Below are 16673 nucleotides of genomic sequence, written 5' to 3' on the forward strand. Positions count from 1 at the left end.
TGGTTTATGGCACCTCGTAGCCGTAGGCGCGGATCAGCGCGACGGCGCTGGCGCCCTTGAGGTAGTCGAGCAGCGCGCGTGCCGCCGGATTGTGTTCGCCACGTTGCAGCAGCAGGGCGTCCTGGCGGATCGGCTGGTGCTGGTCGGCGGGTACCCGCCAGGCCGAGCCGCGGGCGATGCGCCCGTCCTCGATCACCTGTGAGAGGGCGATGAAGCCCAGCTCGGCGTTGCCGCTGGCGACGAACTGGTGCGTCTGGGCGATGTTCTCGCCCTGCACGAAGCGCGCTTGCAGGCGTTCGCGCAGGCCCAGCTTCTCCAGCGCCTGCAGCGCTGCGGCGCCGTAGGGTGCGGTCTTGGGGTTGGCCAGCGCCAGGTGACGGAAGTCGCCGTCGGCGAGCACGCGGCCCTGCGGATCGACATAGCCCTCGCGCGCCGACCACAGCACCAGGCTGCCGATGGCATAGGTAAAGCGGCTGCCCGCCACGCCCTGGCCTTCGTCTTCGAGCCGCTGCGGGGTCTGCTCGTCGGCCGCCAGCAGCACGTCGAACGGCGCGCCATTGTTGATCTGCGCGTAGAACTTGCCGGTGGCGCCGAAGGCCAGCACGGCGCGGTGACCGGTGTCGCGAGCGAAGGCCTCGGCGATCTTCTGCATCGGCGCGGTGAAGTTGGCGGCTACCGCCACCTGCACCTCGTCGGCGCTGGCGGTGAAGGACAGGCAGAGCAGCAGGGCGCTGCATAGATGGCGCATGGGGCGCATGTCGACTCCTTTCAATCGATGGCGATGATGACGTGGGAGGCTTTGATCAGCGCGGTGCATGGCTGGCCGACCGCCAGGCCCAGCTCCTCGACGCTTTCATTGGTGATCACCGCGCCGAGGGTGCGCTCGCCCGGCAGCAGCAGCTTGACCTCGCTGTTCACCGCGCCGGGCAGCAGCGCGCTGATGGTGCCGGTCAGGCGGTTGCGCGCGCTGATCTGCACCTGCGGATCGGGCGAGAGCAGCACGAAGCTGGCCTTGATCAGCGCGATGGCGGTCTTGCCGACTTCGAGTTGCAGCTCGTCGATGCTGTCGTTGGTCAGCGTGGCGGTAATGGTCTGGCCGGCGCCGATGTCCAGGCTCAGGCTGCCGTTGACGGCGCCCTTGCTGACGGCGGTGATGCGGCCGCGAAACTGGTTGCGTGCGCTGGTCTTCATGGCGATGGCCCTCAGCAATCGGTCGATGTCGTCGAAACCCTCGATGCCCTGGGCGACCTGGGCGAGGAAGCGCTCGTACTCGGCCTGCATGCGCCGCCAGACGTGCAGCATCTCGCGGCCGAAATCGGTCAGCTGCGTGCCGCCACCCTGGGCACCGCCGGCGGCGCGTATCACCAGCGGCCGTTCGGACAGGTTGTTCATCGCATCCACCGCATCCCAGGCGGCCTTGTAGCTCAGCTTGATCGCCTTGGCGGCGCGGGTGATGGAGCCAGTGGCCTCGATCTGCTCCAGCAGGTCGATGCGTTTGCCGCCCAGATAGCCCTTGTCGCCACGGTTGAACCAGAGCTGGCCGTCCACCCGCAGGGGCAGCTGTGCATCGCTCATCGTTTGCTCCGTCGAACCGGCTGGTCGTCGGTTCGCTCCTGTGCCACCTGAAGAACGGCTCATGGGTGAGCCGCAGCTACTGGGAAAGGTGGCATTCTGGAATGCGCTATATCGTTTTGTATATAGCGCTGCGGAGGTATACCCGTCAGCCGGCGCTAGCGTGGGGCAGCGTCGTCGGCCGCGTTACGCTCAGCCGCAACACGGTGTGCGCGGTTCGCCGCTCGTTTGTGCGTTCGCCTGGAGCTTCCAGGCCCAGGCGAATACCAGCAGCCCGCCGACGGCCGTCGCGGCGCCGATGTAGCCAGTAGAGGTCCAGCCGAAACCGGCGCTGATCGCCAGGCCGCCGAGCCAGGGGCCGAGGGCATTGGCGATGTTGAAGGCGGCGTGGTTGGACGCCGCGGCAAGCGTCTGGGCATCCGCGGCGACGTCCATCAGATGGGTCTGCAAGGCCGGTGACAGCGAGACCATGGTTCCCACCGCGAATACCGCCGGAAAGATCGTCCATGTCGAATGCGCCGCGAGCGGGAATACCAGCAGCACCAGCGCGCTCCACAGCAACAGCCAGGCGACGGCCTGAAAGCGCAGGCGGTCGAACAGCCAGCCGCCGACCACGTTGCCGATGATACCGCCAAGGCCGAACGCAGCGAGGGCGAAGGGAATCCAGCCGGCATTGACGCGGGTGACTTCCAGCAGCGTCGGAGCCATGTAGCTGAACACGCAGAACATGCCGGCGAAACCGATCGAGCTGATCGCCAGGGCCAGCCAGACCTGCGGCCGATGGAACGCGCGGATCTCGTGCAGCGGGCTGTTGCGCGGCTCGTCGTGATTGAGTGGCAGGAACAGCGCCACCAGCAGCACGGTGAGCAACGCGATGGCGCCGACCAGGGCGAAGGCATAGCGCCAGCTCAGCCATTGGCCGAGCCAGGTGGCGATCGGGTTGCCGATCAGGATCGCCACCGTCAGGCCCATCAGCACCCGGGCCACGGCCTGGGCGCGCTTGTCCGGCGCGACCATCGAGGCAGCCACCAGCATCGCCACGCCGAAGTAGGCGCCGTGCGGCAAGCCGGTGACGAAGCGGAAGGCCATCAGCGTGTGATAGTCCGGCGCCAGGGCGCTGGCGAAGTTGCCCAGGGCGAAGAAGCCCATCAGCAGCAACAGCAGGTGACGGCGGAACAGCCGCGAACCGAGGATCGCCAACAACGGCGCGCCGACCACCACGCCGAGCGCATAGGTGCTGATCACATGGCCGACCTGCGGCTCGCTGATGGCCAGGCCGCGGGCGACCTCGGGCATCAGCCCCATGATGGCGAACTCGCCGGTGCCGATGGCGAAACCCCCCATGGCCAGCGCCAGTTCGATCAGCAGGACGGCGCGTGCGGAAAGGGCTGGCATCGTTGCGGTGGCTTGCGCCGTCATGGTCACCTCGAAGCGAATGCAAAGGGCCGGCATTATTCACCGGCTGGCGTGGTGGTAAAGCTCTGGTTGCCGTGCCTGCCGCCGGCTCAGGCTGAATGGATTGCAGGGGCGCGCAGGAGTTCGGCGCAATCGGCGAAAAGGTTGGATGGTCGCATTTCGGTGATGTTGGCTGTGCATTTCTGACCTATCGGACAGACAGTATGGCCGATTGCCATACTGTGACCTGCATCCTTGATTCCGGTCAGGGAGACTGCCTGGTCACGTCCGTATTTTGGCGCCTGAAACTGGATGTTCTGCAGTTGCCGGTGACTCACATAGCCCCCAGGGCTCGAGCGGCTTCGTGCAGCGCCTGCGACCCCTTCAGGACACGCCCCCATGAAAACGCTCTTCCTGCCCGCCGAAGCCTTGATGAACCGGCTCAGCTATCCGATCAAGTTCGGCCTGCTCGGCCTGCTGGTCACCGCCGTCTTTGCCAGCCTGATGCTGAGCCTGGCCGGCCAGCTCAACCGCACCATCGAGCGCTCGGAGAACGAGCTGGTCGCCTCTTCGCTGTCGCGACCGATGGCCAAACTGGTGGAACTGGTGCAGCAGCATCGCGGCATGTCGTCGATGCTGCTGGGCGGAAACAGCGCGCTGGCCACGCGCCGCAGCGAGCGCGAGACGGATATCGAGGCGGCGCTGGCGCAGCTCGAACGCACGCTGGCCGAGGACAAACGCGCACTGCGCCAGTGGCAGGAGATCGGCCAGGCCTGGGGCGAGATTCGTCGTGACGGCCTGAGCTGGCCGCAAAGCCGCAACTTCCAGGCGCACACCGCGCTGATCGGCAAGCTGCTGAGCTTCCAGACGCAGCTGGCCGATGCCTATGGCCTGACCTTCGATCCCGAGGCGGAAACCTTCTACCTGATGTCCGCCGCGCTGAATCACATGCCCAGCCTGATCGAGCGCATCGGCCAGCTGCGTGGCAGCGGCGCGGCCGCGCTGGCGCAGGGCAACGTCGACGATCAGCGGCGCACCGCGCTGATCGTGCTGAGCGAGCAGATCAAGAGCGCCACCGGCAACATGCGCGACAGCCTGGACAAGGTCGTCGCGCTGCGCCCGGAACTGCGTACGCGCCTCACCGAGGCGGTGACGGCGATGGACGAGCGTGGGCAGAACATCGAGCGCGTCATGCATGCGCTGGTCTTCGAGGGCGATTTCACCAGCACCACCTCGGTGCAGTTCTTCGACATGGCGACCGAGGCCATCGGCATTGGCTACAGCCAGATGCACGACGTGCTGCTGCCGACCCTCGACCAGCTGCTGCAACAGCGCATCGCCGATGCCCGCCAGGTGCTGTACCTGAACCTCGCCGTGCTGGCCGGAGTGCTCGCGGTGATCGGCTACCTGTCGGTCGGCGCCTACCTGTCGGTGATGACCAGCATCCGCAGCCTGCGCGAAGGCAGCGAGAAGCTCGCCGCCGGCGACCTCACCACGCATATCCAGCTGGCGGCACGCGACGAGCTGCGCTACGTGGCCGGCAGCTTCAACGACATGGCCGACGCCATGCGCCGGCTGATCGGCAACATCAAGGACAACTCCGACCATGTCGCCGATTCAGCGCGCAGCCTGGTCACGGCGTCGGGCCAGATTCATGTCGCCTCGCAGTGCCAGAGCGATGCCGCGGCGAGCATGGCGGCGGCGGTCGAGCAGATGACTGTGGGCATCGAGAGCATCGCACGCAACGCCGGCGATGCCGATGCGCTGGCGCACCGTTCCGGCGAGCTGTCGCGCCAGGGCGGCGAGATTGTTGCGGCGGTGGTCGAGGAAATCAGCCAGATCGCGGTGTCGGTGGGCGATTCGGCGCGCACCGTCGCCGAGCTGGGCGAGCGCTCCGGGCAGATATCGGCAATCGTCGGGGTGATCGGCGATATCGCCGCGCAGACCAACCTGCTGGCGCTGAATGCGGCGATCGAGGCCGCACGCGCCGGCGAGCAGGGCCGTGGCTTCGCGGTGGTCGCCGACGAGGTGCGCAAGCTGGCCGAGCGCACCGCCCAGTCGACCAAGGAAATCTCGCAGATGGTCGCCGCCATCCAGCAGGGCACCGAGGGCGCTGTGCAGGGCATGGAGCAGGGCGTGGTGCGCGTCAACGAAGGCGTTGCCCGTGCGCAGCGCGCCGGCGAGGCGATGGGCGGCATTCGCGAGGCGGCCAATCAGGTGCTCGACACCGTGGCGGAAATTTCCAATGCGCTGCGCGAGCAGAGCGCCGCTTCCGCGGAGATCGCCCAGCAGGTCAGCACCATCGCACGTATGGCCGAGGAAAACGGCGAGGCGGTCGGCAGCAACCACCACACCGCCAGCCGCCTGAGCGACCTGGCCGGGACGCTGCTGGACAATGTCAGTCGCTTCAAGGCGAGTTGACTACGCGGCGCCGCCGGCTCTGCCGAGCGGCGCCGGCGACGTTCAGCGTCGCACGATGGTCAGGCCGATCAGGCGCGACACCACCAGGGCGATGTACATCACGCCGGCGATTTCCTCGAGCATCACCACGGCGCGCGCCTGCGGCGTCACGGGCAGGATGTCACCCAGGCCGACGCCGGAGAGCAGGGTGACGCTGAGGAACAGCATCTCCATCCAGCTGCGTGGCGAATCCGGCTGCGCGGCGCCGGTGAAACTGCCGGGATAGAGCATCTGGCAGGCCATGAAGACATAGGCGAAGGCCCACGCCAGCAGCGTGAAGGTGGCGCCCACGGCGAACAGTTCGTCGGTGGTGGCGCGCTGGTCTTCGTTCATGTAGCCGATCAGGCTGACGGTCGCATAGAAATAGAAGCCCGCCTCCAGAGCGAACAGCCACAGATCGAGCCCCGGCCGCTCGACGAACACACCGACCACGTTCAGCGTGACGATCAGCGCTGCGAGACCGAAGGCCACGCCTTGCAGCGTCGGGCCACGACGCACCATGCGCAGCGCCGAGACCAATACGATGGCGCTGAACGCGCCGAAGAATGCGCGCGGCTCGGGCAGCCCCTCCATGAACGGGTAGAGCACGATGCCCAGCAGCTGAATCAGTAGCAGGCCGGCGGACGGGTACTGCACGACGTAGTGGAACGGGTTATGGCGCTTCATGATCGTCAGGCCCGTTCCCCGGCCAGGCGCTGGACCACCACGCTGCCGGTGATGTCGCCCTGCACGTTGATCGCCGTGCGAATGGTGTCCAGCAGGCGATCGATCGGCAGCAGAATGGCGATGGCCTCGGCCGGCAGACCGACCGCCTGCAGCACCATCACCATCGTCACCATGCCGGCGCTGGGAATCCCCGGCGCACCGACCGAGGCGACCATCGCGGTGAAGAACACCACGGCCTGCTGACCGAGCGTCAGGTCGACGCCCACCAGATTGGCGACGAACAGCGCCGCGGCGGCCTCATACAGCGCGGTGCCGTCCATGTTCATGGTGGCGCCCAGCGGCAGAACGAAGCCGGCGTAGCGTTTTTCTACCTTGAGATTCTCCTCGGCGCAGCGGATCGACACTGGCAGCGTTGCCGAGCTGGAGCTGGTGGCGAAGGCGGTGATCAGCGCATCCCGCGCGCCGCGCCAGAACCACAGCGGCGAGCGACCGGTGGTGAAGTAGAGAATCAGCGGCAGCACCACCGCGCCGTGGAACAGCGTGGTGGCGAAGATCAGCATGACGAAGCCGCCCACCGCCGAGAGCAGCGCGGCGTCCTGCTCGGCGACCAGTCGGATCAGCAGCGCGAGGATGCCCAGCGGCGCCAGCCACATGATCCAGCCCACGATTCGCAGCAGCATCTCGAGGAATTCCTGCAGCACGTTGAGGATGTTGCGGTAGCGCTCGCCGCCGGCGACCAGCGCGATGCCGACGAACAGCGCGAAGACCACCACCGCCAGCACGTTGTTCGCGGCGAAGGCGGCGAACGGGTTCTGGAACAGCCCGGCGAAGAAGTGCTGGAAGAATTCCGGCAGGGTCAGCTGGCTTGCCTGGAAATCCGCCAGCTGATCGGCGAACAGGTCCAGCGACAGCCCGGCGCCGGGCTTGAAGATGTTCGCCACCGTCAGCGCCAGCAGCATCGCCAGCGCCGTGGTGCTGGTGAAGTAGATCAGCGTGGTCAGCCACACCCGGTGGACCTGCTGGTGCTGTTGCAGGCTGGCCACGCCAACGGCGATGGAGGTGAACACCAGCGGGATCAGCACCATCTTCAGCATGCCGATGAACACGCTGGAGACCAGTCCGGCGGCATACAGCGTGCCTTCACGCAGGGCGGCTTCCTCGGGCTGGCCGCCAACGAGCCAGCCGATCAGCACGCCGAGGCAGGCGGCAACGAGAATCTGCAGGTTGAGACTGGGCATGGGGTGTCCTTGTCGTTTCTTGTTGTTGCCGATGAGCAGACCGGTGCTTTGGGGCGCGGTTCGCTGGAAGGGAATGATACAGAGCGGTGGGGTGGCGGGTATGGGCCTTTGTGCCCCGTGGCGATCTCGTCGGCTGAAAGATCTCACGCCGGATATGGGCAAATGCACCACAAAAAAGGCCCGACAACAGGCTGCCGGGCCTTCGCTGAGCCAGAGGCGCCAATCACCCCACGTGGTCGGCTGCCTCGATGCGCTTGAGCAGCACCCCAGTCACCCGCCGCTCCTTCACCTCGGTGACATGCAGCCGCCAGTCGGCATGTTCCACCCGGTCGCCGATCATCGGCAGCCGATCGAGCAGGCTCATCACCAGCCCCGCCAGCGTCTGGTAATCGTCGGTGACCGCCGCCCTGAACCCCAGCCGCTCGCGCAGCACCGCGAGGTTGACCGCGCCGTTGACGCGATAGCCGCCGTCGGCCGGCTCGATGTCCGGGCCTTCCACTTCGCTGGCATCCGGCAGTTCACCGGCGATGGCTTCGAGGATGTCGGTCAGCGTCACCAACCCCTCGAAGCCGCCGAATTCGTTGACCACGAAGGCGATGTGCGTCGAGGCCTGACGCATCTGCTCAAGGGCGCTGAGCACCGTGCAGCTGTCTGGCAGGTTGATCGGTGTGCGCACCAGCGGTTCGATGTCCGGCGTCTGGCCGTTGAGCAGGGCGCGCAGCAGTTCCTTCTTGTGCACGTAGCCCAGCGGCTCGTCCGGCGCGGCGTCGCGGGTGACCACCAGCCGCGAATGCGGCGAGTTGAGCAGTCCGGCCTGGACCTTCGCCGGTTCGTCATCGAGGTTGATGCGATCCACCTCCATGCGATCGGTCATCACCGTGCGGACCGACTGCTCGGCCAGGTGCAGCACGCCACTGATCATCACCCGCTCGCGGCGGTTGAACGGCGTGGCGGCGGCGCCGTCCGGGCCGAGCATGTCGGCGATCTCGTCGTCCACCTCGTCGGCTTCCAGCTTGCCGCCGAGCAGGCGCAGCACCGCATGCGCGGTGCGTTCGCGCAGCGGCCGGGTGCCCTGCAGGCTGCGCTTGCGGCGCGCGCGGGCCAGCTGGTTGAAGAACTCGATGGCGATCGAGAAGCCGATGGCCGCGTACAGGTAGCCCTTGGGAATGTGATAACCCAAACCCTCGGCGGTCAGGCTGAAGCCGATCATCATCAAAAAGCCCAGGCACAGCATGATCACCGTCGGCCGCGCGTTGACGAATGCGGTGAGCGGCTTGCTCGCCAGCAGCATCAGGGTCATCGAGATGACCACGGCGATCATCATCACCTGCAGGTGTTCGACCATGCCGACGGCGGTGATCACCGCATCGAGCGAGAACACCGCGTCGAGCACGATGATCTGCGCCACCACCGGCCAGAACCGTGCGTAGGCCTTGCTGCCGCTGTGCTGCTGCATGCGTCCTTCGAGGCGCTCGTGCAGCTCCATCGTCGCCTTGAACAGCAGGAACAGGCCGCCGCCGAGCATGATCAGGTCGCGCCCGGAGAAGCTCTTGCCGAAGATCTCGAACAGCGGTTCGGTGAGCGTGACCAGCCAGGCGATGCTCGCCAGCAGGCCCAGGCGCATCACCAGCGCCAGGCTCAGGCCGATGACGCGCGCGCGGTCGCGCTGCTCCGGCGGCAGTTTGTCCGCCAGGATCGCGATGAATACCAGGTTGTCGATGCCCAGGACGATTTCCAGGACGATGAGCGTGAGCAGGCCCAGCCAGGCCGTGGGATCAGCGAGCCATTCCATCGATGGGATCTCGTGTGGTGAGGAAACAACCCACGCGGGGTGCGCGGTGCCAGGCAGCTGCTGCCCGGACGGGGAATGAAGCGGTGGCGCGGCCGAAGCCGGAGACGGGCGCCGCGTTCGTCATGGCCGACGAGCGCGGCTGGGTACAGGGAATGTTCATGCAGCTCTTTCAGGACAAAGGGAGCGCAAGAATAAATCCCGCTGCGGCACTCGTCAGCGTCGATTGGTTACAGCGGTTTTCAGTCCGTCGGCCGTTGCAGTCCGCGCGCGCTGCGATAGGCTTGCGACAGGTTTTGACGGAGCAGCGCGGATGAGCACCATCGACCAGGACATCGAGCGGCGGATCGCGCAGCAGGTCGCCGAATGGCAGCGCGGCGTCACCTCCCGCGGCGCGCCGCTGCCGATCGACAGCGCCTGGCTGCAGACGCCCCAAGGGCTGCGCCTGCCGTTCCAGGTGCTGAAGAGCGCGGGCGTACCGCCACGGGAAATCGATCTGCTGCACGAGCGCGTCCGCTTGCGCGAACGGCTGCAGGAAACGCTGACGGAGGACGAGCGCACGGCGCTGCAGCGCCGTCTGAGCGAGCTGGAACAGCATCTGGCGGTTCGTCTGGAAGCATTGGAGCGAATGGGACGAGGTTGATCGGTTGCGCTTTGCCGGTGCGGCGAGGCGGCCAACAGGAGGAAGCGTCATGGTACGTGTGGGATTCTTTTCGGCGGTGCTGCTCGCCGCGGCGGTGGCGTTTGCCGGGTGGTCGGTGGGGCAGGGCGTCGAGCGTTTTCGCGTCGCCGATCGCTCGGTGACGGTCAAGGGCCTGGCGGAGATGGACGTGAAGAGCGACTTCGCGGTCTGGACGCTCGGCTTTCGTCGCGGTGGCGATGACTTTGCCGAGCTGCAACAGCGGCTGGCCGGGGATCGCCAGGCGGTGGTTGCCTTCCTGCGCGAGCAGGGCTTCGACGAGGCGGAGATCGAGATACGACCGCTGCAGGTGCAGGATCTGCTGGCGCGCGAATGGGGTTCGCAGGAAGTGGCGCTGCGTTTCAACGGCCAGGGTCAGGTGCTGGTCAAGACCGCGCGGGTCGATGCGGTGGCGGCGGCCGCCAATGCGCTCGATCCGCTGATCCAGGCCGGCGTACAGCTGGACAGCGAAAGCGGCGGCGCCACGGGGCCGCGCTACCAGCTGCGCGGCTTCAACGAACTCAAGCCCGTTCTGCTGCAGCAGGCCACCGCCAATGCCCGCGAGCAGGCGACGCGTTTCGCCGACGATGCCGGCGCACGGCTGGGCGAGTTGCGCAATGCCAACCAGGGCGTGATCCGGGTCATCGACGACGACGGCAGCGACATGGAAAGCGGCCGCACCATCGGCAAGCGCCTGCGGGTGGTCAGCACCTTCCAGTACGCGCTGGACTGACCGCGCAGCGCCGTCGTCCGGCGATGTTTCGCTGTAATGGCGATGGGCTATATTGAGGTTTGGCCGTTCCTCCCAGGTGCCTGATGCCAGACCATCCGTTCACGGAAGCGACCACCCGTTCGTCTGTATCCCGTCGTGCGTTCTACCCACGCTTCGTTGGATTGGGCGTGGGTTTCTTCTGCGTCGCCGCGGTGTTCATCGAGCGGCCGGCGACGCCAGTGTGGGCCTGGATGCTGCTGGTCGGCTTCTGTTATCTGTGGCCGTTTCTTGCCTATTGGCTGAGCCGTCGATCACCGTCGCCGCTGCGCGCCGAGCGCCGTCAGGTGCTGATCGATTCGCTGCTGGGCGGCTTCTTCATCGGCGCCGTGCAGTACAACACGCTGCCCAGCGCGGTGCTGTTGTCGATGATGGCGATGAACAATTGCGCCACCGGCGGTGCTGCGTTCGTCCTGCGTGGTTTGCTGGTGCAAATGGTCGGCATGGTGCTGGCCGGACTGCTGCTGGGCTTCGGTTTCGCGCCGCGTACCAGCCAGATGCAGATCTACGCCAGCATTCCCATGCTGATCGTCCATCCGCTGGTGATCGGCATGGTGCTTTACCGGCTGGCCATGCAACTGGTCCGGCACAAGCAGGCGCTGCGCGAACTGAGCCGCACCGACGGGCTGACCGGGCTGTTCAATCGCAGCTACTGGGACGAGTTGTTCCGGCTGGAATTCAGCCATCGCCAGACCCGTGGCGGCGACGCGGCGCTGGCGCTGATCGACGTCGATCATTTCAAGAACATCAATGACCGCTACGGACATCCGCTGGGTGATGTGGTGCTGCGGCAGGTGGGGGCCTGCATCGCGCGCAACCTGCGGGTCGGCGATCTGTCCGGCCGCTATGGCGGGGATGAGTTCTGCGTGCTGTTGCCCGGCGCCAATGGCGCCCTCGCGTATGAGGTGATGGAACGGCTGCGCGAGGACATCGCGCGGCTGGATTTCGACAGCGCGCCACAGCTGTCGACCAGCCTGAGCATCGGTATCGCCGCCTTCGAACCGGGCATGCAGGATGCGCTGGAGTGGATCGCCGCCGCCGACAAGGCGCTGTACGCGGCCAAGCACGACGGGCGCAATCGCATCTGCGTCGCGCCGCCGTTGCGATCGCACGAGACTCCGCTGGTCGCCGCGCTCTGAGCCTGCGGCTCAGCCGGTCAGCCGGTCAGCCGGGCGAGCAGGGCCTGGGTGTCAGTCGCGCCCATCATCGCCGCAGCGGCCAGCGCCGTTGCACCGCCCGCATCGCAGGCATGTGGATCTGCCCCCTGGGCAATCAGGAATTCGACGATCTCGCTACGGTTGAACATCGCGGCGATCATTAGCGCGGTGCGGCCGTCGGGCGAGGCGCCCTCGACGTCGGCGCCGTGTTCCAGCAGCAGGCGGATCATCGGCAGGTCACCCTTGAACGCGGCGCCCGCCAGCGGCGTCTGGCCGCGCGCATTGCGCAGCTGTGGATCGGCGCCGTGCTGCAGCAACAGGCGCACGGTGTCGAGATGACCGTGGTAGCTGGCGAGCATCAGCAGGCTGTCGCCAGCATGGTTGCGCAGGTTGGCCGGCAGCCCTTGGGCGAGCAGTTCGCCGAGCCGGTCGCTGTCGCCCTTGCGCGCGCAGTCGAAGACCTGTTCGGCGAACGCGAGGGTGGCGTCATCCAGTTCGGGGGTTGGCTTGGGCGCTTGCATGTTCGGCTCCTGGGGCACGGCGGGCGATGGCGCTCATTGTCGGCCGCACTTACGGCGCCGGCCAGCGGAGTCTGCCTATGCCGTGGATAGCCGCGCTTTATCCAGCGCCGCGAGAGGCGCTGGATAAAGTGGTGCCTCAGAGCGTGCGCAGGAAGGCGACCAGATCGGCCTTCTCCTGCTGACTGAGGTGGCGCTGCAGGACCAGGTTGAAGAATTCCACGCTGTCTTCGAGGGTCAGCAGGCGGCCGTCATGCAGGTACGGCGGCGACTCCTTGATGCCGCGCAGCGGGAAGGTCTTGATCGGCCCGTCGCCCACGGCCATCACGCCGTTGTATTCCTGCGGCGTGTAGAAGCGCTCGGTCTGCAGGTCGTGCATCAGGTTGTCGGTGTAGTAGGGCGGCACGTGGCAACCGGCGCAGGCGCCCTTGCCGTGAAAGATCTGCTCGCCGCGCAGCTCCTGCTCGCTGGCCTTGGCCGGATCGAGGCGACCCTCGACGTTCAGCTTGGGAGCCGGCGGGAAATCCAGCAGCGCCTGGAACTCGCCCATGAAATGCACCTGGCTGCCGCGTTCGAGCACGTTCACGCCCTTCTTGGCGGCCGTCACGATGTCCCCGTCGAAATAGGCGGCGCGCTGCTCGAACTCGGTGAAGTCCTCCACCGTCTTCAGCGCGCGCTGCGAGCCAAAGATCTGCTGGATGTTGACGCCGCGCAGGGTCGGCGTGTCGATGCGGTGGCGGAATTTCTGCGGCCGCACGTCGCCGGCCAGGTGCGTCGCGCCATTGGTGTGACCGTTGGCATGGCAGTCCAGGCAGGCCACGCCGGGGTGCGGGTGCTCGCTGCGACGGTCGTCGGTGGCGTTGAACTGTTGCTGCGGAAAGGTCGTGACCAGCAGCCGCAGGCCTTCGAGCTGCTTGGGATTGAGGATGCCGTTGAACAGCTCGAAGTAGTTGCGGATGTTGACCAGCTTGCCCTGGGACACGTCGCCGAGGTCGGGGCGAGTGGTGAGGAAGATCGGCGCCGGAAACTCCGGCAGGAAATGCTCGGGCAGATCGAAATCCAGGTCGAAGCGCGTCAGGTCGCGGTTCTCGATCTTCTTCACCTCGTCGATCTGAAACTGCGGGAAGACCATGCCGCCTTCGGGATGATTGGGATGTGGCAGGGGCATGAAGCCGAGGGGGAAGCGCTGCTGCTCGCGAATCTGCTCGGGGCTCAGCCCGGCCAGTTCGTCCCAGCTCGCGCCGTCCGCCAGCTTGACCCGCACGCCGCTCTGGATCGCTTTGCCGCGTGTCATCTTCACGCCATCGGCGGGCTTGTCGGCAAGGTCGTAGCGTTGTTCGAGCAGTTCACGGTGGCGCTGCATGACCCCGGCCTTGTCGCCGGCCATGCGTTGCATGATCGCGTCGAAGCGTTCGGTGATGACCACCGGCGAGTAGCTGGTGGGGACGCTGTCGGTTTCGGCGGCCTGCACGGCGGGCAGCGCGAGGCTCATGGCCAGCGCGAGGAGGCCGCCGTGCGTAAGTGGTGCGTTCATTTATTGTTCTCCGCAAGTGGACGGGTAAAGCCGTCTGAAGGCCTAGGTCAACTTGCGGGCAACGAAAAATAGGCAATGCCTATGACGCCGATTGAAGGATTGCCTGGAACCTCGGCGGGCAGAGATCAACCCGTCTGTTCCGGCGGTTTCCGCGGTGGATGGCGTGCTGCCATATTTATCGGCCGGACCTATGCGGCGGCGCTTATGCCGAATCGATAAAAGGCCAGTGGCCAGCGAACGGCGCGCCGCAGTCCTGTGGCAGTATGGCCGTCCCGCCAAGCCGAGCGCCCAGATGAAACCCGAAGACCTGCAGCGTCTGGTCACCCAGACCATGCCTTACGGCAAGTACAAGGGCCGGGTGATCGCCGATCTGCCCGGCCACTACCTCAACTGGTTCGCCCGGGTTGGCTTTCCGCCCGGCGATATCGGTCGCCTGCTGGCGCTGATGCAGGAGATCGACCACAACGGTCTCAAGCCGCTGCTCGAGCCGCTGCGCCGGCGCTGATCATTCCGCTTCGAGTTCGGCCTTGAGCGCATCGAGCGCCGGCGCGGCATAGATGCCGACTTCCACCGCCAGCTGCATCACCCGTTCGACATCGCAGCTGTAGACCAGTACGGCCTGCAGTTCGTCGTCCAGCGGCTCGCTGAAATCCACCAGCACGTAGCCGCCTTTCTCCGGGTAGAGGCTGCTCAGCTGCACCTGGATGCGATTAAGCGCCTTCAGCGGCTCGGTCTTGGCCAGCTGCTTGGCCTTGAGCACGAACGACACCTGCGGGCCGAACGAGGAGACGATGCGCTCGAACAGCTGCTGGTAATCGTCGGCCTGGAACAGCACGGTTTCGGGCAGGCTACCGACGACCACCCATTCGCCCAGGGGGATGGGGAAGTTGTCGTCATAGTTGATGTCCGGGTTCGCGGCGAGAAAGGCCGCCGGGTCGGCATAGGCCTGCGCGGCCTCGCCGGCGATCCGCGCTATTTCTTCTTCGCTCATGCAGCCAGAGCCGATCAGGCGAAGCAATTCTTCGAGTTGGTCTTTCATGGGGCAGTCCTGGTCAGGGGACGCAAGCATAACCGAGACGGAGCCTGCTGCTCTGAGAGCATGCCCCTGGGGGTATAGGGCGCAACGATATATTCGCAACGGTTCTAAGCTTATTCCGTTACTGGCTGGAGGGTTATGCGTGTGATAGCTTCGGGTCGCTGCGACAGACTGCCGCACTGCCTGACGGCGCTGGCGCAGAAGAAATTAAAAAATAAAGGCTGATGAGGGTTTGCATGAAAATTCCAAGCAGGGCGCTGGCCGGCGCCGGTGCACTGATACTTGCGTTGCAGGTGCACGCTGCCGATGGGCAGAAGATCTATAGCCAGGGGGGCGCCAATCCGGCTGCACTGGCATGTGTGACATGTCATGGCGCCAATGGCGAAGGGATGGCGGCCGGTGGTTTCCCGCGCCTGGCAGGACTTTCCGCCGCCTACATGCGCAAGCAGCTGGAGGACATCCGCAGCGGCGCGCGCAGCGCTCCCGTGATGCAGCCCCTGGCGGCCGCGCTGACGGATGAGGAAATCGCCGCGGTAACTGAAATGCTCGCTGCGCTGCCGGCCGTCGACGTGCCACTGGTGACGCGGGTGGAAAAAGCCGATGACCTCGGCGCAGAGCTCGCGCTACGCGGCGCCTGGGCGCGCAACATTCCCGAATGTGTTTCCTGTCACGGGCCGAGCGGCATCGGCGTGGGTGACGCGTTCCCGGCGCTGGCGGGGCAGCCCGCACAATACATTGCCGGCCAGTTGCAGGCCTGGCGCCAGGGGACGCGCAAGAACGATCCGAACGACCTGATGGGCCATGTTGCCCGCGGGCTGACCGATGCCGAAGTCCAGGCGGTTTCGGAATATTTCGCCAACCTGAGCCAGCCATGAGGAGACTGCCGATGAACACTCTTATCCCAGCGCTCCTGGCTCTGGCCGTTGCCGCGCCGCTGCAGGCTGCCGAAAAAATTGGCATGGATGACCAGTCGCAACTGGTTGCCAGCGCCAGCAAGGCGCCGAGCGAGGCGTATTTCCAGCCGCCGCACGAGAAAGACCTGCCGGACAACGCCTTCGGCAAGCTGGTGCAGGATGGCCGAGCCATCTTCATCGATACCCAGAAGTACGCCGCCGAGTACGTCGGCAATGGCATGAACTGCACCAACTGCCACCTCGACCAGGGACGCAAGGCCAACTCCGCGCCGCTGTGGGGTGCGTATCCGATGTACCCGGCGTATCGCAAGAAGAACGACAAGGTCAACAGCTACGCCGAACGCGTCCAGGGCTGCTTCCAGTTCAGCATGAACGGCAAGCCGCCGGCGGCCGACAGCCATGTGATCAACGCGCTGACGGCCTATTCGTACTGGCTGTCGACGGGCGCGCCGACCGGCCAGGAACTGCCCGGCCGTGCCTACCCCGAGGTGCCGCAACCGAAGGCGGGTTACGACATCGCCCAGGGCAAGCAGGTGTATGCCGAGCAGTGCGCGGTTTGCCACGGCGCCAATGGCGAGGGGCAGAAGGCGGGCGGCAACTATGTGTTCCCGCCGCTCTGGGGCCGGGACTCGTTCAACTGGGGCGCGGGGATGCACCGCATCAACACCGCCGCGGCGTTCATCAAGCAGAGCATGCCGCTGGGCAAGGGTGGCTCGCTGACCGACGAGCAGGCGTGGAACGTCGCCGCCTTCATGAACAGCCATGAACGCCCGCAGGATCCGCGGCTGATCGAGGGTTCGATCGAGAAGACCCGCGACAAGTACCACGCCAACGACGGGGTGAATCTGTACGGCAAGGAGGTCAATGGAGTGCTGCTCGGTCAGGGCATCAAGTGAATCCGACCGTTTGGTCTATACACAAAGAGGGCGTCGCAAGACGCCTTCTT

At 66.0% G+C, this 16673-nt stretch carries 16 protein-coding genes; 7 read left to right on the top strand and 9 right to left on the bottom strand.

The annotated features are described in order from the left end of the window. Nucleotides 1–4: 4 nt before the first annotated feature. From modA to AC0ZJQ_RS05970, 3 genes are all read right to left on the bottom strand, one after another. On the bottom strand, nt 5–757 hold the full coding sequence (gene modA / locus AC0ZJQ_RS05960) for a molybdate ABC transporter substrate-binding protein (RefSeq protein ID WP_476477497.1): 753 nt from the start codon (nt 755–757) through the stop codon (nt 5–7). 11 nt (nt 758–768) lie between these two features. Then, a complete protein-coding gene (locus AC0ZJQ_RS05965) occupies nt 769–1575 on the bottom strand; it encodes a TOBE domain-containing protein (RefSeq protein ID WP_476477498.1) in 807 nt (268 codons plus the stop codon). 189 nt (nt 1576–1764) lie between these two features. Continuing rightward, nucleotides 1765–2991, bottom strand: a complete 1227-nt coding sequence (locus AC0ZJQ_RS05970) for an MFS transporter (protein WP_314019846.1) — start codon at nt 2989–2991, stop codon at nt 1765–1767. A 375-nt stretch (nt 2992–3366) separates the two neighbouring features. Here AC0ZJQ_RS05970 and AC0ZJQ_RS05975 point away from each other — a divergent pair, with 375 nt between their 5' ends. Continuing rightward, the gene (locus AC0ZJQ_RS05975; protein WP_476477499.1) at nt 3367–5388 is read left to right on the top strand and encodes a methyl-accepting chemotaxis protein; all 2022 of its coding nucleotides are present in this window, start codon (nt 3367–3369) and stop codon (nt 5386–5388) included. Nucleotides 5389–5430: 42 nt separating this feature from the next. Here the strand turns inward: AC0ZJQ_RS05975 and AC0ZJQ_RS05980 are convergent, their stop codons facing one another. From AC0ZJQ_RS05980 to AC0ZJQ_RS05990, 3 genes are all read right to left on the bottom strand, one after another. Next, nucleotides 5431–6093: a potassium channel family protein gene (locus tag AC0ZJQ_RS05980; RefSeq protein WP_043296030.1), complete on the bottom strand. Its 663-nt coding sequence runs from the start codon at nt 6091–6093 to the stop codon at nt 5431–5433. A gap of 5 nt (nt 6094–6098) precedes the next feature. Continuing rightward, complete coding sequence (locus AC0ZJQ_RS05985; protein WP_476477500.1) at nt 6099–7331, bottom strand: dicarboxylate/amino acid:cation symporter; 1233 nt, start codon at nt 7329–7331, stop codon at nt 6099–6101. Nucleotides 7332–7554: 223 nt separating this feature from the next. Beyond that, on the bottom strand, nt 7555–9123 hold the full coding sequence (locus AC0ZJQ_RS05990; RefSeq protein ID WP_237264636.1) for a TerC family protein: 1569 nt from the start codon (nt 9121–9123) through the stop codon (nt 7555–7557). 310 nt (nt 9124–9433) lie between these two features. Between AC0ZJQ_RS05990 and AC0ZJQ_RS05995 the strand changes: the two genes are divergently transcribed. From AC0ZJQ_RS05995 to AC0ZJQ_RS06005, 3 genes are all read left to right on the top strand, one after another. Continuing rightward, the gene (locus AC0ZJQ_RS05995) at nt 9434–9763 is read left to right on the top strand and encodes a DUF1992 domain-containing protein (RefSeq protein WP_165595241.1); all 330 of its coding nucleotides are present in this window, start codon (nt 9434–9436) and stop codon (nt 9761–9763) included. Nucleotides 9764–9812: 49 nt separating this feature from the next. Further along, nucleotides 9813–10532 carry an SIMPL domain-containing protein gene (locus tag AC0ZJQ_RS06000; protein ID WP_237264635.1) on the top strand — a complete coding sequence of 240 codons (720 nt, stop codon included), beginning with the start codon at nt 9813–9815 and terminating at the stop codon, nt 10530–10532. Between the two features lie 83 nt (nt 10533–10615). Beyond that, nucleotides 10616–11707: a diguanylate cyclase gene (locus AC0ZJQ_RS06005; RefSeq protein ID WP_458989410.1), complete on the top strand. Its 1092-nt coding sequence runs from the start codon at nt 10616–10618 to the stop codon at nt 11705–11707. 17 nt (nt 11708–11724) lie between these two features. Here AC0ZJQ_RS06005 and AC0ZJQ_RS06010 read toward each other — a convergent pair whose 3' ends face one another. Further along, nucleotides 11725–12246: an ankyrin repeat domain-containing protein gene (locus AC0ZJQ_RS06010; protein WP_213662924.1), complete on the bottom strand. Its 522-nt coding sequence runs from the start codon at nt 12244–12246 to the stop codon at nt 11725–11727. A gap of 136 nt (nt 12247–12382) precedes the next feature. Then, entirely contained in the window at nt 12383–13735 is a 1353-nt protein-coding gene (locus AC0ZJQ_RS06015; RefSeq protein ID WP_237264727.1) for a cytochrome B6, read from the bottom strand. A gap of 334 nt (nt 13736–14069) precedes the next feature. On the opposite strand from AC0ZJQ_RS06015, the gene AC0ZJQ_RS06020 reads away from it, so the two are divergent. Beyond that, nucleotides 14070–14282 (top strand): DUF3820 family protein, encoded by a 213-nt coding sequence (locus AC0ZJQ_RS06020; protein ID WP_043296386.1) that lies wholly within the window; start codon nt 14070–14072, stop codon nt 14280–14282. On the opposite strand, the gene AC0ZJQ_RS06025 is transcribed toward AC0ZJQ_RS06020, so the two are convergent. Continuing rightward, nucleotides 14283–14816 (bottom strand): hypothetical protein, encoded by a 534-nt coding sequence (locus AC0ZJQ_RS06025; RefSeq protein ID WP_043296039.1) that lies wholly within the window; start codon nt 14814–14816, stop codon nt 14283–14285. Nucleotides 14817–15049: 233 nt separating this feature from the next. Here AC0ZJQ_RS06025 and AC0ZJQ_RS06030 point away from each other — a divergent pair, with 233 nt between their 5' ends. Then, nucleotides 15050–15688 carry a c-type cytochrome gene (locus AC0ZJQ_RS06030; RefSeq protein ID WP_165595237.1) on the top strand — a complete coding sequence of 213 codons (639 nt, stop codon included), beginning with the start codon at nt 15050–15052 and terminating at the stop codon, nt 15686–15688. A gap of 11 nt (nt 15689–15699) precedes the next feature. After that, nucleotides 15700–16623, top strand: a complete 924-nt coding sequence (locus AC0ZJQ_RS06035) for a c-type cytochrome (protein WP_165595236.1) — start codon at nt 15700–15702, stop codon at nt 16621–16623. Nucleotides 16624–16673: the final 50 nt, after the last annotated feature.

The organism is Stutzerimonas sp. 21-1, from assembly GCF_056336065.1.

Coding starts and splice junctions, on each gene's coding strand:
- modA (WP_476477497.1), bottom strand. CDS start 757: ATGCGCCCCATGCGCCATCTATGCAGCGCCCTGCTGCTCTGCCTGTCC.
- AC0ZJQ_RS05965 (WP_476477498.1), bottom strand. CDS start 1,575: ATGAGCGATGCACAGCTGCCCCTGCGGGTGGACGGCCAGCTCTGGTTC.
- AC0ZJQ_RS05970 (WP_314019846.1), bottom strand. CDS start 2,991: ATGACGGCGCAAGCCACCGCAACGATGCCAGCCCTTTCCGCACGCGCC.
- AC0ZJQ_RS05975 (WP_476477499.1), top strand. CDS start 3,367: ATGAAAACGCTCTTCCTGCCCGCCGAAGCCTTGATGAACCGGCTCAGC.
- AC0ZJQ_RS05980 (WP_043296030.1), bottom strand. CDS start 6,093: ATGAAGCGCCATAACCCGTTCCACTACGTCGTGCAGTACCCGTCCGCC.
- AC0ZJQ_RS05985 (WP_476477500.1), bottom strand. CDS start 7,331: ATGCCCAGTCTCAACCTGCAGATTCTCGTTGCCGCCTGCCTCGGCGTG.
- AC0ZJQ_RS05990 (WP_237264636.1), bottom strand. CDS start 9,123: ATGGAATGGCTCGCTGATCCCACGGCCTGGCTGGGCCTGCTCACGCTC.
- AC0ZJQ_RS05995 (WP_165595241.1), top strand. CDS start 9,434: ATGAGCACCATCGACCAGGACATCGAGCGGCGGATCGCGCAGCAGGTC.
- AC0ZJQ_RS06000 (WP_237264635.1), top strand. CDS start 9,813: ATGGTACGTGTGGGATTCTTTTCGGCGGTGCTGCTCGCCGCGGCGGTG.
- AC0ZJQ_RS06005 (WP_458989410.1), top strand. CDS start 10,616: ATGCCAGACCATCCGTTCACGGAAGCGACCACCCGTTCGTCTGTATCC.
- AC0ZJQ_RS06010 (WP_213662924.1), bottom strand. CDS start 12,246: ATGCAAGCGCCCAAGCCAACCCCCGAACTGGATGACGCCACCCTCGCG.
- AC0ZJQ_RS06015 (WP_237264727.1), bottom strand. CDS start 13,735: ATGAGCCTCGCGCTGCCCGCCGTGCAGGCCGCCGAAACCGACAGCGTC.
- AC0ZJQ_RS06020 (WP_043296386.1), top strand. CDS start 14,070: ATGAAACCCGAAGACCTGCAGCGTCTGGTCACCCAGACCATGCCTTAC.
- AC0ZJQ_RS06025 (WP_043296039.1), bottom strand. CDS start 14,816: ATGAAAGACCAACTCGAAGAATTGCTTCGCCTGATCGGCTCTGGCTGC.
- AC0ZJQ_RS06030 (WP_165595237.1), top strand. CDS start 15,050: ATGAAAATTCCAAGCAGGGCGCTGGCCGGCGCCGGTGCACTGATACTT.
- AC0ZJQ_RS06035 (WP_165595236.1), top strand. CDS start 15,700: ATGAACACTCTTATCCCAGCGCTCCTGGCTCTGGCCGTTGCCGCGCCG.